This is a genomic window from Mucisphaera sp. (assembly GCF_965279675.1).
Lineage (GTDB): Bacteria > Planctomycetota > Phycisphaerae > Phycisphaerales > Phycisphaeraceae > Mucisphaera.
In genome coordinates this window covers 564172-579339 of the sequence record NZ_CBDIIJ010000002.1, presented here as the reverse complement: position 1 = coordinate 579339, position 15168 = coordinate 564172, and the positions used below count along the sequence as shown (strand labels likewise).

The following is a 15168-nucleotide window of genomic DNA, read 5'->3' as shown; positions in this document are numbered from 1 at the left end:
TATATGACTCTGCGTTCGATCGTGAAGCCGTTTGAGGCGTTGACACCTCGCGAACTGCACGATGCCTATCGGCTGCGGTGTGAGGTCTTTGTGGTTGAGCAGCGGATCACCGCTGAACCCGAAGTCGATGATTACGACCCCGCTGCGGTCTTCCATCTGATCTATGAGGGTGACCACTGCATGGCGACGGCACGGGTACTGCCGGGCACGTCAGAGCGACCTGCCAAGGTCTGCCGGGTGTGTGTTGCCGGGGCCCAGCGCGGCCGGGGTCTTGGCCGTCGGCTGATGAGCGAGATTGATCGGCGGCTAGCGGGGCAGCCGGCCACGCTGCACGCGCAGGTTCAACTCGAGGGCTGGTATGCCGGTCTCGGGTGGCGGCGAGAGGGGGCTGTGTTCATGGAGGCGGGGATCGAGCATGTCCTGATGTGCAAACCCTGACGGGGCGGGTGTTGTTGGAATCTGGCAGCCGTCAGATTGCCCCCGTACACTGTTCCATACGAAGCACGACGGGATTCAGGGGCTCAAAGAGGAAGACCATGACGACGCAGACCGACGCTCAGCAGACCGCACACATCGAAGTGGGCGGGAAGACCTACAACGCACCGGTGACCATCGGCACCGAGGGCGAGGTCGGGATCGACACCACCAGGCTGCGTTCGCAAACGGGGGCGATCACGCTGGATGAGGGCTATCGCAACACGGGAGCCTGCGAGTCGAACATCACCTTCATCAATCCCGAGAAGGGGGTTCTGCGGTACCGCGGCTATCCGATCGAGGAGATCGCTGAGAAGCTGAGTTTTGTGGAGACCTCCTTGCTGCTGATCGAGGGCGAGGTGCCCAGCCCTGAGAGACTGGCACGCTTTCGGGGACTGCTGACCGAGCACCAGATGCTGCACGAGGGCATGCGTCAGTCTTTCGACGGCTTCCCATCGAACGCGCATCCGATGGCGGTGTTGTCGGCGATGATCAACACGGTGTCCTGCTATCAGGCGGAGGTGACAGCGGAGCACGATGAGAAGAGTTTTGAGCTGACCTCGGCGAAGCTTCTGTCCAAGGTGCGGACCATGGCGGCGGCGGCTTACAAGACCTCGATCGGGCATCCGATCATGTACCCGGACCCGAAGCTCAGCTACTGCGCGAACTTCCTGCACATGATGTTCTCGGTGCCGAAGAAGCCCCACGTGCCTGAGCAGGAGGTGGTGGACGCACTCAATCTGATTTTCATCCTTCACGCCGATCACGAGCAGAACTGCTCGACTTCGACGGTCAGGCTTGTTGGTTCCTCTCAAGCGAATCTGTTCGCCAGTTGTGCTGCGGGTGTGTGTGCTTTGTGGGGCCCGCTTCATGGTGGCGCGAACGTCGCGATCATGAACCAGCTTCAGGAGATCCATGCTTCCAAGACGAACGTCGAAGCGTTCATCGAAGGGGTGAAGCGGAAAGAATACCGGTTGTTCGGATTCGGGCACCCGGTGTACAAGAACTTCGATCCCCGCGCTAAGATTCTCAAGGCCTCTGCGGACAAGGTATTGAACAAGCTGGGTATTAATGACCCGCTGCTCGACCTGGCGCGCAAGCTCGAAGAAACGGCGCTGGCCGACAACTATTTTGTCTCGCGGAATCTGTACCCGAATGTTGATTTCTATTCCGGCATCATCATGCGTGCGATCGGTATTCCGGTGAACATGTTCACCGTAATGTTTGCGATCGGCCGTATGCCCGGCTGGATTGCTCACTGGAAGGAAGTCCGGGACCGCGACAGCAAGATCTACCGCCCGCGGCAGATCTACACGGGTCCTGCCGAGCGACATCTGGCCTGACCGTCCAGGCGGTGGTTCATTCGTTATGCCGGGTTTGTCGGCGTTGCAGGAGGAGCGGGGTGGTTGCTATGACCAGCGAGGCTGGTTCGGGGATGGCGAGCAACGAGCCGCTGCCGAATCGTTGTGCGAGCAGCGAGAGGTCGGCCAGATCGACGAAGCCGGAGCCGTCAAAATCTCCGCCAGCCCAGCCGGCATCGTCGGTGCCGAAGTTGTCGGCGAGTGTTGAGAGGTCGATGAGGTCGACGTCGCCATCCAGGTCGGCGTCGCCGAAATCGGTGGCGAGGATGTTGGTGACCAGTTCGACGATATCCATGAGGTTGGCCTGGTTGTCGCCGGTGAGGTCGTAGCGTGGGTCGCCGATGGTTCCTCGTACGGCGTCGATATTGGCGATTGTGCCGATGCCTTTGCGGTCGAGGAAGGGGTCGCGAAAGTCCTCGTAGAGGAAGTCGATGTCGTTGGCGTCGATGAGACCATCGAGCGTGTAATCGCCGAGTGCTTCGGTTTCGGTGAAGATCGTGTAGCCGATCCAGTCGAGGTGCGGCCAGATGCGGGTGAAGCCCGAGAGGTCGCTGTAGCTGCCGTCCGGCTCGCCGTCGAAGCTGGCGGAGAAGGAGGTGACGCCGGCCAACTGGTAGGTGCCATTGCGTTCGACGAACAGGCCGCCGCCTGAGTCGCCGCCGGTCACGGCGCCTTCGAGTGGCAGGGGGTTGGTGTCGCCGGTGCTGGAAGCGTCCGTGTTGCCGGGTTCGTCGAAGTCGGCGGCGACGATGTTGGCGGACCAGCCGTTGACGAGGATGTGTCCGGGCGGGAAGGGAAAGCCTTCGGCTCCCAGAGCGTCGAGGGCGTTTGTGGCCGCCCGCTTGGTGCCCAGTTCGCCGGCTGAGAATGCTCCTTCGATGCCGTTGCCGGGCACGCCGAAGCCGACAAAGACGGCTTGTTCTCCAGGTTGGGTGCGTTCTTCGAGGAGGGTCGCTGGGGTGACATCTTCGAGCGGAGTCGAGAGCTGCATGAGGCCGATATCGAAGCCGCCGACGAAATCGCCTTCGGTGTCTGCCCAGCCGGGATGGGGGATCCACTGCTTGACGTAGCGGAGTTGTCCATCGATGACCATGCGGAGCTGGTGGAGCCCGCCCCCCTCGAAATCGACGCCATCGATGCAGTGTGCGGCGGTCAGCACCCACTGGTTGTTGATCAGCGTGCCGGAGCAGGCGAGCGTGCCCTGGCCGGCGACGAAGCCGTACATCTGGCCGACCGGATCGAAGGCTGTATCGTTGGCGAGGGCTGCGTAGCCCACCTCGGACTGGTCGTGACGGATGCTCACCGCACCCGCCGTGGCTGCCAGACAGAGGCTGAGTAGCGGGCCAACCAGGCGCGGTGGGTTAAGCAAGAGGATCTCCCAAATCCCCGAAGCCCATGACCTTACAAATGGTCGTATCTACAAAGTACTGATGGAAGCGGTGTGTGCCACTCAAGATTGCGAAAAACTCGCGATCAGGGGTTGACAGCGACAAGGTGGAGCCTTTCGCGGAACCAGGGGTTGTTTTGGATGCCGTCCAGCCGTCCCGGATCGTAGAGATTCAGGCTGACATAGTGGAAGAGCACGAGGATCGGCTGGGCCTCGATCATCATGGCCTCGGCGTCTCGGAGGAGGGCGAGCCGGGCTGTGGGGTCCAATTCCAGCGCGGCGCGGTTCATGAGGGCATCGAAGGGGGGGTGATCCCAGCCGCTGGCGTTGTTGCCGGACTTGCCGACGGGCTTGCGCAGGCGGTCGAGCCAGGTTGTCGGGTCGGGGTAATCCCCATACCAGGAGCCGCGGGCGATGGTGAACTCGCGGTTAACGACCCGCTCGACGACGACGCGGTTTTCGAGTCCGGTGAGGCGGACGGACAGGCCCAGGTGGTCTTCCCACATGCGGCGGATGACCTGAGCGATGCCGTCCTCGCCAGAGTCTGTGCGGTAGAGGATCTCCAGGCCGGTGAGGCCCTGACCGTTTGGATAGCCGGCTTCTGCGAGCAGGGCGGCGGCTGCCTGCGGGTCGAAGCCGAAGCCGGCTTCGGCGGGCGGGTTGTAGCCGGCGACAACGCCGGGCGGGATGAATGTGGAGGCGACGGGTTCTCCCATCTGCGTGACGTTGCGGACGATGAGGCTCCGATCGATCGCCATGGAGAGGGCTTGTCGGACGCGCTCATCGGCCAGCGGGTTCTCGCGGCCATCCCAGAGCTGGGGCTGGCAGTTGAGATTCAGGAAGAAGGTGCCGGCCATCGGTTGCGCGTGGACGTCGCCTCGGTCTGGCTTGGCAGCGAGGTCTGCGGCGATCCGCGAGCCGGTTGGGACGCGGGGCCAGTAGTGCACCTCGCCGGTCTGGTAGGTGAGCAAGGCCGCGCTCGGGTCGGTGATGATGCGTTCGCGGATGCCGCTGTTGCGCACGGAGCCGGCGTCCCAGTACATCGGGTTGGGCCGCAGGTCGTTTCGCTGGCGGAAGACGGATTCCTCCAGCACGTAAGGGCCGTTGACGATCAGTCGGTCGGGGTCCGACCAGTAGCCGGTGTCCATGGTCAGCTGGCCGGTGGCTTCGACGATGCGGGTTTCGGCCGCGACGCTTTCGCGGTGTACGGGCATGAAGGTGGCAAAGGCGGCGAGGTCGAGGAAGTAGGGCGTTGGTTTGGCCAGGTGGACCACGAGCGTGCGGTCGTCGGGGGTCTCGATGCCGACGGTCTGCTCGAAGTGCGTTTGGGCGTCTGCCCAGAGTTCTTCGGCCGAAGGCACGATCTGGCCTTCGGTATCGCGTTGGATGTAATCGGCGATCTGGGCGGAGCGGTAATCGAAGAAGTCGGCGGCGCCTCGGATGACGAACATCAACTGGGCGTACCCGGCGGCGAAGTCGGGGAGCATGGCTCGCTGCCAGGCGTAGGTAAAGTCGTGAGAGGTGACCGGATCGCCGTTGCTCCAGCGGGCGTTCTCGCGGATGTGGAACGTGTAGGTGAGCCCGTCTTCGCTGACTTCCCAGCGTTCGGCGGTGCCGGGGTTCAGTTGCATGCTGACGTAGTCGGCGACCACCAGGGGCTCGAAGAGGCAGTCGGCCAGGCGTATGTCCTGGGTCCAGGTGATCCGCTGGGGGTCGCGGCTGTTGTGTTCCTGATTGGCGATGAAGACGAGTCGCTGCTTGCCTTCGGGCGCAGCGCTGTCGGACGATTCACCCGAACCACAGCCTGTTGCGAAGGCGATCAGGGCGCCCAGGAGACAGGCCAGGAGCTGGTTTGAGCCGCGCATCATCCGTTGCCTCCTGAAACGACGCCGCCGGGCATATCCGTCGACGCCTGCTGTTTGTTGAGGTGAATCCGATCGGCCACGAGCCGTGCTGAGGGTTTGTCGCCAAAGAAGCCGACATCCAAGGTGACGCGTATCATCCGCGAGGTGATGGGCGTCAGCGTGATCTCGGCGATCTCATCGCCTTCCTGGTCGACGACCACCCAGTAGTAGGTTTCTTCCTCGGGGCGGTGTTTGGTCTTTTTGACGCCGAGGTCGAGTCGCTCGAAGGTGTTCTCGACGGCCCAGCGCATCGTGGTGATGTCGGATTCGTCGATGTAGTGGAGTTTGCTTCCGCGCCAGTAGGCAAAGCCCTTGTCGGCGGCTGTCAGAGAGGCGCCAGCGATGGAGGCGATGGACGCCGCTGTCAGGGCTCCGGCTGCGATACAGCCGCTGGAAACCACCGAGAACGTGACCAACATCGCCATAGCGATACTTCTTTGTGTCTTCCGCATAGCTCTATTTTAGCGGTATCCCCAAGCCTCGCAGCCCTGGCTGTGGAGGCTCAGGCGGCCTTAGAACAGTTCGGATTCTGGCTCGTGGAGTTCCGCGATGCGCATCTCCTGGACGCGGAGCGAGGCGCTTTCTGCGTAGAAACCCACAGCGCCTTCGGCGTAGCGTTCGTCGACGAGTGTCAGGAGGACGTAGCCATTGAGTGAGCACTCGAGGTATTGGCCGTAGGCGATGACCTCCAGTTCGGCGGGCTCGCCTGGGCTGGGGACGAAGTAGCCGGCCTGGAGCTGGCGATACTCGAAGGCCGATTCACCCTGCGCGAGCGCGCTGGCTCCCCAAGCGCGGATCTGGGCGACGCCTTTGAACAGATCGAGACTGAGGAAGTAGCCGTTGGCTTCCTCGTCGATACGGAGGACCAGACCGCACTTGCCGGCGCCGTCGAGCTGGATGCGGCAGCGCAGGCGGAAGTCGCGGTGGGTTGATTTGACGACGAAGGCTTCGTAGCCGCTTTGGCAGGACAGCTGGACGCCACCTTCGATCAGCTCGACGCGGCCATAGGTATTGCCGAACAGCCGGCGGTACTGCCCCGGATCGGTGGGCTCGGCGGGTTTGACTTCGAGGTTGTCGAAGTGTTCGTAGGAGCGCAGACACAGGCGTCCCTGTGGGTTGACGTCCAGACGTTTGGGGGGTGGTAGGAAGTTCTTCCGGCCGTCGTCGGGACTGCCGATCGAGAAGAAATTGAAGATCAGCCAGCCGCGGCCGTCGTGGCAGCAGCGGGCTGCGTAGTTGCCCTTGGGCAGCAGCACGTTGTCGGCATAGTTCTCGAAGGGACCGTTTGGCGTGTCGGCGTACCAGTAGTGGACTTTCACGTCTTCGCGGATCGAGCCGAGCAGGAAGAATCGGTCTCCGACTTTGTAGAGCCCCGGGACTTCGACGTCGTCATAGAGGCCGGGCTGGTAGAGGGGCGGGCCGAACTCGAAGACATCGGGAGCGACTTCGCGAGCCTGTCCGACGCAGCCTCGTCGGATGAGCGGTCCCTGGTTGGTGCGGGCGGAGAAGAGCAGTCGTCGCTGGCCTTCGTGTTCGAACAGGAACGGGTCGCGGAAGCTGACCCATTGTCGGCCCTCGTCCGGGCTCGACTCGTACCATTTGCCGGGTGCGGCCAGCGGGTATTCGTTCTTGCCGGGTCGGGGCTCGTGGGTTTCGCAATCGACGCGCTGCCAGTTCATCAGGTCGTCCGACTTGGCAGCGCCGATGCGCTGGACGCGGCCGGCTTCTTTGCGCTGGAGGCCCGTGTAGAGCATCCGCCAGCCTTCTTCCGAGGCCGGGTCTTTTGTGACGTGCATGGTCCAGAGCATGTCGTCGTCCCAGCAGCCCGGGTCGCCGACGAACATAGCATTGGGAACCCGCCGCCACTGCATGCCGTCGCTGCTGATGGCGTGGGCGATGACGTCGTGGTTGGGCAGCACCAGGTGGAACAGGTGGAAAACCCCATCGTGGTAAACGACGTCGACGTCACCGATGTCCGAGCGGATAAAGCCGTTGCTGCTGTACATGGTCTGCTTGTGTTCCAGGTCCTTGGTGTTAAGTTCAATGCATGGACCATAACCCAGATCCATGCGTTGTTCTGACGGTTGGCGAGGCGCTCTTCGATGTTTTCGAGCATCAGGCCGTGTTGGGCGGTGCCCCCGTCAATACCGCTGTGCATGTGCGTCAGATGCTGCCAGCCGACTACCGCGTGCACATGCTAAGCCGTATCGGCGATGACGACCTTGGGCACCGGCTGGCCGAGGAACTGCTGGCCCGAAACCTCCGGCTCGACCTCCTGCAAACCGATCCGACCCGCCCAACCGGCCAGGCGACGGTGCGTCTCGACCAGCAGGGTGATGCGAAGTTCACCATCGAGCCCGATGCGGCGTGGGACTTTATCGAACCCACCCCGCTGGCTCTCGACGCTGCCAGCCGGGCAGACGTGATCCTCTTCGGCTCGCTGGCTCAGCGGTCATCGGTCAGCCGGGGCACCATCCAGGCGATCCTGAAAGCCAGCACCGGTCACCGGCTCTTCGATGTGAACCTGCGGCAGGATTTTTACACGCCCGAGTTGCTGGAGCAGAGTCTTCGGATCGCGACGCATGCCAAGGTGAATCGGGAGGAACTCGAAGAGCTTGACGGGCTTTTTGCCTCGCAACCCCACCAGACCGATGAGGATCGCGCCCGGCATCTTCTTGAGCGTTTCTCGCTGGAGATGTTGTCGCTGACCCGTGGTGCTGATGGCTGCGTGCTGTACACGGCAGATCGGAGCTACACCGGAAGACCTGTGTCGTTCGAGCCCGAGGCCGACAGCGACACGGTTGGCGCGGGCGACGCGACCAATGCGGCCCTGATCGTTGGGCTGGTCCTCGGACAGGAGCCCGAAGCCATCGTGAACCAGATGAATCGGCTTGGGGCCTACGTCGCCACCCGTAGCGGGGCCACGCCGGTTCTCGCGGATGATCTTCTGGACTTACCAGCTGCCTAACACCATGCCTATTTCCAACCACCCACCGGACTGGCTGCTGGTCAGTGATATCGATGACACCTTCCTCGGGGACGACGAAGCCACCCGGCAACTGATTGACCAATGTGCGGCGCACGGCGTGGCCATCGTTCTGAACTCCAGCCGGCCGTGGGCGAGTGTGCGTGAGACGCTGGCTTCACAACTCGAAGGTTGGCAACCCCAAGCGACCATCACTGCGATGGGCACGCAGGTGCGGATCGATGGTGAAGAGGATCCCGGTTGGTCGCAGCGGTTTGGCCAGTGGTCCCGCGAGCCATTCGATCGCTTCGCGGGTGAGCAGGGCTGGCGGGCTCACGAGCCGGTGATGCAGACCCCTCATAAAGCCAGCTTTGCGATTCCGCCAGAGAGTGATCGTGGACTCGTCCGGCGGCAACTTGCCGATTTGTCGGCTTGCGATGTGGTGATCTCGGGCACCTCGGACCTGGATATTCTCCCGCCTGATTCGGGCAAGGGCCCCGCCACGCTGTACCTGTGCGATCGATTCCGGATTCCGACGGATCGGCTTGTGGTTGCCGGGGATTCGGCGAATGACGTGGGGCTGTTCGCGGTCGCCAGCCGGGGTGTTATCGTCGGTAATGCCCGTGCCGAATTGCGCGAGGCGCTAGCCGAAAAAAACTTTCATGAGGCCGTGTCACACTACGCAGCAGGCATCCTCGAGGGCCTCATCGCCTATGGTGCTGTAGGCCTGCAAAACTCCTGAAGAAGTCAATCATGGTTAAACAACAGAAATATGCCGGCTCCATCCTCATGATCTCCGTCCACGGCTACGTCGCTGGGCAGCCTCAACTCGGGAAGCCGGATACGGGCGGGCAGGTCGTCTTTGTGCTCGAACTGGCCAAGCGTTTTCGTCGTCTCGGGTACAAGGTTGATCTCGTCACCCGTCGTTTTGAGCGACAGCCCGCTGTCGACAAGATCAGCGACGGCCTGCGCGTGGTCCGGATCCCGTTTGGTGGGCCGAAGTTCATCCGCAAGGAGGACATGCACGACCACATCGCCGACTTTGTGACGAACACGCTCGCCTACGTCCGTGAGCACAAACTCCAGTACGACGTCGTCAATAGTCACTACTGGGACGCGGGGTGGTCCGGCCAGCGCATCGCTGAAGAACTCGAGATCGCCCACGTTCATACGCCCCACTCGCTCGGCACCTGGAAGCGCAAGGGCATGAAAGATGCCGGGCAGAAGGTCGATGCCGGCTACCGGTTCGACGAGCGAGTCGACAAGGAGTTTCTGGTCTACCGGAACTGCGATCACGTCATCGCGACGACGGATCAGCAGGTAGACATCCTTGCCGAGGACTACGGCGTTCCGAGTAGTCACATGACCATGATCCCGCCTGGCATCGACGAAGGTCGGTTCATGCCGGTGCAGCCAGCTCGTCGGGATGCGATCCGGAAGAAGCTGGGCTTCAACCAACACGATGTCTACGCCGTGGGCCGTGTTGCAACCAACAAAGGTTACGACCTCCTGATCCGCTCACTGCCATATCTGCGGCAGGCGCTTCCCAAAGCCCGGGTGGTGATCGCAGCGGGAGCCAACTCCGAACGCGACAAGAAGAAGGTTGCGCAGCTCAAAGAGATCGCGAAGGAAGAAGGCGTCGCGCGTCATATCAAATGGCGCGGTTATGTCGCCGATGAAGAGCTCGCCGATCATTACCGGGCGGCTTCTGTCTTTGCGATGTGCTCGCGTTACGAGCCGTTCGGGATGACCGCAATCGAAGCGATGGCCTGCGGAACGCCAACCGTTGTCACTGTGCACGGTGGTTTGCACGAGGTCATCAACTACGGGACGCACGCCCTTTACGCCGATCCCAAGCAGCCTTACATGTACGCCTCGGCACTCGCCGCGCCGATGCTCTACCCGCAGCTAGGCGAGCGCCTCTCGATCGAGGGGGCGCGTTTTGCCAGGCGTCAGTTCGGGTGGACCGGTATTGCGCGACGGACACTCTCAATCTTCAACAGTCTGCTGGGTCGTTACGACCGAGCTGAAGCGGATATCGACAGCTAGGGAACCAACTCGCTGTAAGCCGACCTACTGCCTGACAGGCAAATCGGCCGAGGAAGCACGCAAACGGCGTGAGCGATCGGTCATGTCGATGGTTTTGAGAGACACCCTGTGATCCGGCTCCGGCCGGATGCCTGCAAACGCCTCGCGTCATGGCTTGACGCCGGGTGTCTCCAGCTGCGGCCGGGTGAACTCGTTGAGAATTAGATCGCCGATCGATTCGCACCACCCGATCATCCGGAGGCGGAGCCGGTTCCGCTCATCGCTGCAGGCGGGATCACCGATCCGGTTGACCAGTTCCGCGGGGTCGGTGTCGAGGTCATAGAGCTCGTCTTCGGTGGTCAGGTTCCAGACATATTTCCAGCGGCGATCCCTCACCGATCGCGAGGTGAAAAGCCCGAGTTGACAGCCGTGGTACATCGAGAAGCTCGAATCCCGGGGCTGCGGGTCGTTGCCGGTCACCACGTCGATCAGGCTCCTGCCCTCGAACCAGGCGGGCTGTTCGATGCCGGCGGCCTCGCAGATCGTGGCGGCCAGATCGAGCTCATGGGTGACGAAGGCATCGCAGACCTCACCCGCGGGCAGGACACCGGGCCAGCGCAGGGTTAACGGCACACGCAGCACATCGTCATACATCATGAAGTGCTTATCCATCATGCCGTGAGCGCCACAGAGGTCGCCATGGTCGGTCGAGTAGATCACGAGGGTGTTCTCAGCCAGACCGAGCGCTTCCAGCCGATCCAGAACCCGGCCGATGTGTTCATCGAGATGGGTGATCTCTGCGAGGTAGCGGCTGACGACCGGGGACCACTGCTTCCACGACCAATCCGCGGTGCCCCAGGTTCGCCGCTGCTGTGCCTGGATCGCGGGCTTGTCCTCAAGCGGATCCGGGAAGCTCGGCCACGGCTCGATCGTCTCGGGCGGGTAGAGATCGGCCAGCTCGGGGGCGATCATGTTCGGCAGGTGGGGTTCGGAGGGGTCCCAGCGCACCATAAAGGGCTGCCCGGACGCGGCGAAGCGTTCCATCGCCGAGATCGTTTCCCGAGCTCCCCAGGCCACGCGCGACTGCTCTGCCGTGATCCCGGGGTCGATCTCGCCGAACCATCCGTTGGTGCGCACACGCTCGGGCAGGCCCTGTTCCTGCCGCCAGGCGTCGTAGCCCTCTTCTTCGGGCACGTAGATATCGACGCCATAGGCAGGGGGCTCTTCCGCGGTTTCTTTGTGGAACTTGCCGATGTGGGCCTGCTTGTAGCCCGCCTGATGCAGCAGTTCCCAGAGCAGCGGTCCTTCGGCACGGAGCGGCGTGTATCCCTCGAAGGGGGGGATGTTGATGCAGCGATGCTGGCTCGGCCATTGCCCCGTCACCAGCGAGGCCCGGGCCGGGCTGCAGATCGGTGTTGGCGTGAAGGCGTGGGAAAAATCTACGCCTTCAGCAGCCAGGCGATCGAGCCGGGGTGTCTGCAGCTGGCGGTGTCCGTGATACCCCAGGCAGTCGTAGCGGTGCTGATCGCTGTGGATCATCAGGATGTTGACAGGCTTTCGGTCCGCGGTACTCATGAGGACCCTCCTGCGCGTGTCTGCCAGGATTCACGCAGCTTGACCGCTCTGTAATCCGAAGGCGTCATCTGCTGGACACGACGGAAGGCACGGCTGAACGCGGCCTGGGAGCCGAAGCCAAGCTCCATCGCGATGCGTTTGACGGGGTCATCGGTGTGCCGCAGCCGTCTGGCGGCTTCCTGGATGCGCAACTCCAGGGCGTAGCGGTGCGGGGCCTGGCCGTAGGCCCGGGTAAACGCTCGGGTGAGGTGCTCGCGGGTCACGCCGTATTGCTCGGCCAGTTCCAGCACGGTCCAGGGATGAGCCAGGTCGTCGCGGATCGTGTGCTCGACCTGCTCGGCCAGCCGGATCGAGTAGCGATTGGTCTCGACGCCCTCAACGCCTTCCATCAGCGCGACCATCAGATCGCTGAAGAGCCGATAGCCCTCGGTGGAGGTCATCCGGATCGTGTGGCTGGGTTCCTCGACGAGGGCCTGCAGCCGACGCATCATCGGGGAGTCTTTCGGCAGGCTGTAGACGCTGCCGTACTTCTCTCGGAGCTGGAGGATCATGTCGACGGCGATCTGCCCGCTGAAGATAAACCCCATGAACTCATAGGGCCCGCGGTGGTCGGGGTCGTAGCCCTCGTGGATGCGCTGGTCCTCGACCAGCCGGAAAACGCCTTCGCCCGGGCGGAGCGGCCGTCTCTCATCGTTGTCCCAGGCGACCCCACCCTCCGAAAGCGCCAGCTTGAACACCACGTGTTCGGACATCGGTTCCTGGGGAACCAGTCGCGAATCGTAAAGGGAACTCGTTGCGGTCCCCTGGCCCAGATAAAACGGGCAGGGCACACCCCGCACAGGCGCCATCACCGTAAAACGCGTGAAATACCGCATGGTGTAAGACGACGCAGCTTTACTTCGCTGGGGAGATGGAGAAATTGGGACCTTCATAGCGCCTTCGATCACAATCGATCAAGTTTTGTCACAAAATGAGCGTTGCAAGCCTGAATCTTCGGTTTAAACTCTCACATAGTCATAGTCTCATTTGGTCACGTGTCAAGATCAAACAAGCACCGGTTACAGCCAGTCCAGTCAGCCATCGCGTTTCCAAGGCATCACGCACAGCCGTGCACCAGAAAGGGTCGAGAAAACCATGAAGAACGCCTGCACCAGCACACTTATCGCCGCTCTCACGGCCACCGGTTTCGCCGCTGCCGCTCAGGCTCAAACGCCGAAGGTCCTGATCTCCGATCAGTTCGAGCGTGTCAGCGGCAACACGTTGCCCGACAACGGCGACACCTTCTCCGACTGGGGTGCCAACGACAACGCCGATGGCGGCAGCATCGTCCAGACCTACATCACGACCCCAAGCCGGCCACCGACAGATGGTGGCGTCGATCAGACTGTTCAGGAGGGCGATGGCGCCCAGTTTGATGGCGACCCCAACGATAACGAGGGCATCATTCGTTTCGGTGCTGCGATGGTCAATTACGATCTCGCCTCCGATCCCGATGTCCTCTTCGGTGGCGGTTACACCGTTGAGTTCGACTTCCGTCGCTCGGGCGGTTTCCTCAGCTTCTTCTACGGCTACGATCCGTTTGAAGCGGCCAACACCAGCGATGGTGCTGCGTTCCGTCCCATCTTTAATGCGGATCACGCTGCTGAACACCTCTGGATCTTCCAGGATGATGGTCTGGGCACCGGCCGCATGCAGGTGTTCGAAAGCACCGTGAAGCTCGACCCTCCCGGCGACATCAATGGAGCCTTCGGCTTCTCCACCGAGCTGCATCGTGCATCGATCAAGGTGGAAGCGCCCGATGGCTTCGATGTGGGCGATCAGGTGACGGCTTCCATCTCAATCGCCACGCTGACTCCCGGTTTGACGCCGGTCTTCAATCCTGTGTCCGCTGCGACCCACACGGTTGGCTCAGACGGCGAGCACTTCGGCTACATCGGCTGGACGACCAACTCGGGTGACGCTCAGATCGACAACCTCATCATCTCCTCACTCGACACCGCGCCCGATGGCGTCGCGGGTGACTTCAATGGCGACACCATCGTCGATGCCGCTGACATCGACCTGCTGACCGCCGCGATCCGTGCCGGCTCCAGTGACAGCCAGTTCGATCTCGATGGCAGCAGCGCGGTTGATGCCGGTGACCTCGACAACCTCATCAGCAACATCCTCGGCACAGTTCCCGGCGACGCCAACCTTGATAGCAATGTCGATCTGATCGACCTCTCGGCCCTGGCCACCAGCTTCAACAGCACCGCTGGCTGGGCGGGCGGCAACTTCAACACCGATGCCGTCGTTGATCTGATCGACCTCTCGTTGCTTGCCACCAACTTCGGCACGTCTGCCGTACCCGAGCCGGCCAGCCTCGCGCTGCTCGGCCTAGGTGCCCTCGCCGCGGTTCGTCGCCGTTAATCGTTGTCACGCTGAAGCCCGGCCCCGCTCAACGGCGGGCACCGGGCCTTTCAAACCGCCAGGCTCTGGCGAATCGCCTCTGTGGCTCAAGCAACGGCCACCTTCCTTGACTAAGGACGGATCAATGTCAACTCGCACGCTCCGCAACAACCTCTCGCAAACCCGACGCGGCTTCACCCTCATCGAGCTGCTGGTCGTGATCTCCATCATCGCGCTGCTGATCGGTATTCTCCTGCCGGCCCTGGGAGCTGCTCGAAGCACGGCTCGCACGCTTGCCTGTGGCAGCAACGTCCGACAGATCGGCGTTGCCTACTTCACATGGCTCACCGATAACGATTTCGCCGGCTACAACAATTATCCGATGAACCTGCTGACCGATGGTGGCTATCTTGATCTTGAGGACACTGACACGGTCAACATCTGTCCCGAAACAGATTCGATCGAGAATGTGGATGATGCCGTGGCGCAGGGTGCGGTACGCATCAGCAACAATGACTGGGGTGGCACCGCGAAAACCGCTTATCAGCGTGGAGGCTTTGGCGGCTTCGAGACCCGAAGTAGCTACACCTACAACGGATGGTTTGCCACCGAACAGTTTGCCAACAACACGCCCGGTTTTGTTGCCAATGCCCAGGGGCTTCAACACCGCAACGACATACGCTTCCAGGGTTTTGATTCGGTTCGCAATACCAGCAACGTGCCATTTGCCGGCGATGGTTGCTGGATTGCGATCGCTCCGGATGGCGTGCGAGCAACCACTGTTGGTGCTCCCGGGCAACTCGCCGTGCACGACAAGTCGGCTCCCTTCGTCAACACCGTCCCGATGCGTATCTATGGCTACCACGAGATGTACATGGATCGCCACCGTGACATCGTTAACATTGCCTTTGCTGACGGCAGTGCCCGCGCTGTACCGATTAACGGGCTCTGGGACCTCGAATGGCATCAGGACTACGCCAGTCTTGATCCCGCTCCTGCCAAGCCCCCACAACTGGACTGACTCACTCACCCCTCGTGCCCGTATGGCACACAACCCTGTCTGATTCGCTTCACCCTAAGAGAGGA

At 62.1% G+C, this 15168-nt stretch carries 13 protein-coding genes; 7 read left to right on the top strand and 6 right to left on the bottom strand.

Annotated features, from left to right (window positions below):
* The first annotated feature begins 3 nt into the window (after window positions 1-3).
* Together ACQZAB_RS02550 and ACQZAB_RS02545 are read left to right on the top strand one after the other, a co-directional pair.
* The gene (locus ACQZAB_RS02550; RefSeq protein WP_428386810.1) at window positions 4-438 is read left to right on the top strand and encodes a GNAT family N-acetyltransferase; all 435 of its coding nucleotides are present in this window, start codon (window positions 4-6) and stop codon (window positions 436-438) included.
* Between the two features lie 98 nt (window positions 439-536).
* Entirely contained in the window at window positions 537-1817 is a 1281-nt protein-coding gene (locus ACQZAB_RS02545) for a citrate synthase (RefSeq protein WP_428386808.1), read from the top strand.
* 16 nt (window positions 1818-1833) lie between these two features.
* Here the strand turns inward: ACQZAB_RS02545 and ACQZAB_RS02540 are convergent, their stop codons facing one another.
* The 4 genes from ACQZAB_RS02540 to ACQZAB_RS02525 all read right to left on the bottom strand — a co-directional run bounded on the left by ACQZAB_RS02540 (window position 1834) and on the right by ACQZAB_RS02525 (window position 7132).
* Complete coding sequence (locus ACQZAB_RS02540; RefSeq protein ID WP_428386807.1) at window positions 1834-3204, bottom strand: trypsin-like serine protease; 1371 nt, start codon at window positions 3202-3204, stop codon at window positions 1834-1836.
* Window positions 3205-3308: 104 nt separating this feature from the next.
* Window positions 3309-5090 carry a peptide ABC transporter substrate-binding protein gene (locus ACQZAB_RS02535; protein ID WP_428386805.1) on the bottom strand — a complete coding sequence of 594 codons (1782 nt, stop codon included), beginning with the start codon at window positions 5088-5090 and terminating at the stop codon, window positions 3309-3311.
* Window positions 5087-5551 (bottom strand): DUF3568 family protein, encoded by a 465-nt coding sequence (locus tag ACQZAB_RS02530; RefSeq protein ID WP_428386803.1) that lies wholly within the window; start codon window positions 5549-5551, stop codon window positions 5087-5089. The genes ACQZAB_RS02535 and ACQZAB_RS02530 overlap by 4 nt, the downstream gene beginning before the upstream one ends.
* Before the next feature lie 87 nt (window positions 5552-5638).
* Complete coding sequence (locus ACQZAB_RS02525; RefSeq protein ID WP_428386801.1) at window positions 5639-7132, bottom strand: glycosyl hydrolase; 1494 nt, start codon at window positions 7130-7132, stop codon at window positions 5639-5641.
* A 41-nt stretch (window positions 7133-7173) separates the two neighbouring features.
* Here ACQZAB_RS02525 and ACQZAB_RS02520 point away from each other — a divergent pair, with 41 nt between their 5' ends.
* From ACQZAB_RS02520 to ACQZAB_RS02510, 3 genes are read left to right on the top strand one after another with little or no spacing between them, the layout of a single operon-like run.
* Complete coding sequence (locus ACQZAB_RS02520) at window positions 7174-8094, top strand: carbohydrate kinase family protein (protein WP_428386800.1); 921 nt, start codon at window positions 7174-7176, stop codon at window positions 8092-8094.
* Entirely contained in the window at window positions 8066-8833 is a 768-nt protein-coding gene (locus ACQZAB_RS02515; RefSeq protein ID WP_428386798.1) for an HAD family hydrolase, read from the top strand. Before ACQZAB_RS02520 ends, ACQZAB_RS02515 begins: the two co-directional genes overlap by 29 nt.
* An 11-nt stretch (window positions 8834-8844) precedes the next feature.
* Window positions 8845-10140 carry a glycosyltransferase gene (locus tag ACQZAB_RS02510; protein WP_428386797.1) on the top strand — a complete coding sequence of 432 codons (1296 nt, stop codon included), beginning with the start codon at window positions 8845-8847 and terminating at the stop codon, window positions 10138-10140.
* A 147-nt stretch (window positions 10141-10287) separates the two neighbouring features.
* On the opposite strand, the gene ACQZAB_RS02505 is transcribed toward ACQZAB_RS02510, so the two are convergent.
* Together ACQZAB_RS02505 and ACQZAB_RS02500 are read right to left on the bottom strand one after the other, a co-directional pair.
* Entirely contained in the window at window positions 10288-11694 is a 1407-nt protein-coding gene (locus tag ACQZAB_RS02505; protein ID WP_428386795.1) for a sulfatase-like hydrolase/transferase, read from the bottom strand.
* Window positions 11691-12446, bottom strand: a complete 756-nt coding sequence (locus tag ACQZAB_RS02500) for a helix-turn-helix transcriptional regulator (RefSeq protein WP_428386793.1) — start codon at window positions 12444-12446, stop codon at window positions 11691-11693. The genes ACQZAB_RS02505 and ACQZAB_RS02500 overlap by 4 nt, the downstream gene beginning before the upstream one ends.
* A gap of 382 nt (window positions 12447-12828) precedes the next feature.
* Here ACQZAB_RS02500 and ACQZAB_RS02495 point away from each other — a divergent pair, with 382 nt between their 5' ends.
* Window positions 12829-14103, top strand: a complete 1275-nt coding sequence (locus tag ACQZAB_RS02495) for a PEP-CTERM sorting domain-containing protein (RefSeq protein WP_428386791.1) — start codon at window positions 12829-12831, stop codon at window positions 14101-14103.
* Between the two features lie 124 nt (window positions 14104-14227).
* A complete protein-coding gene (locus ACQZAB_RS02490) occupies window positions 14228-15103 on the top strand; it encodes a type II secretion system protein (protein ID WP_428386790.1) in 876 nt (291 codons plus the stop codon).
* Window positions 15104-15168: the final 65 nt, after the last annotated feature.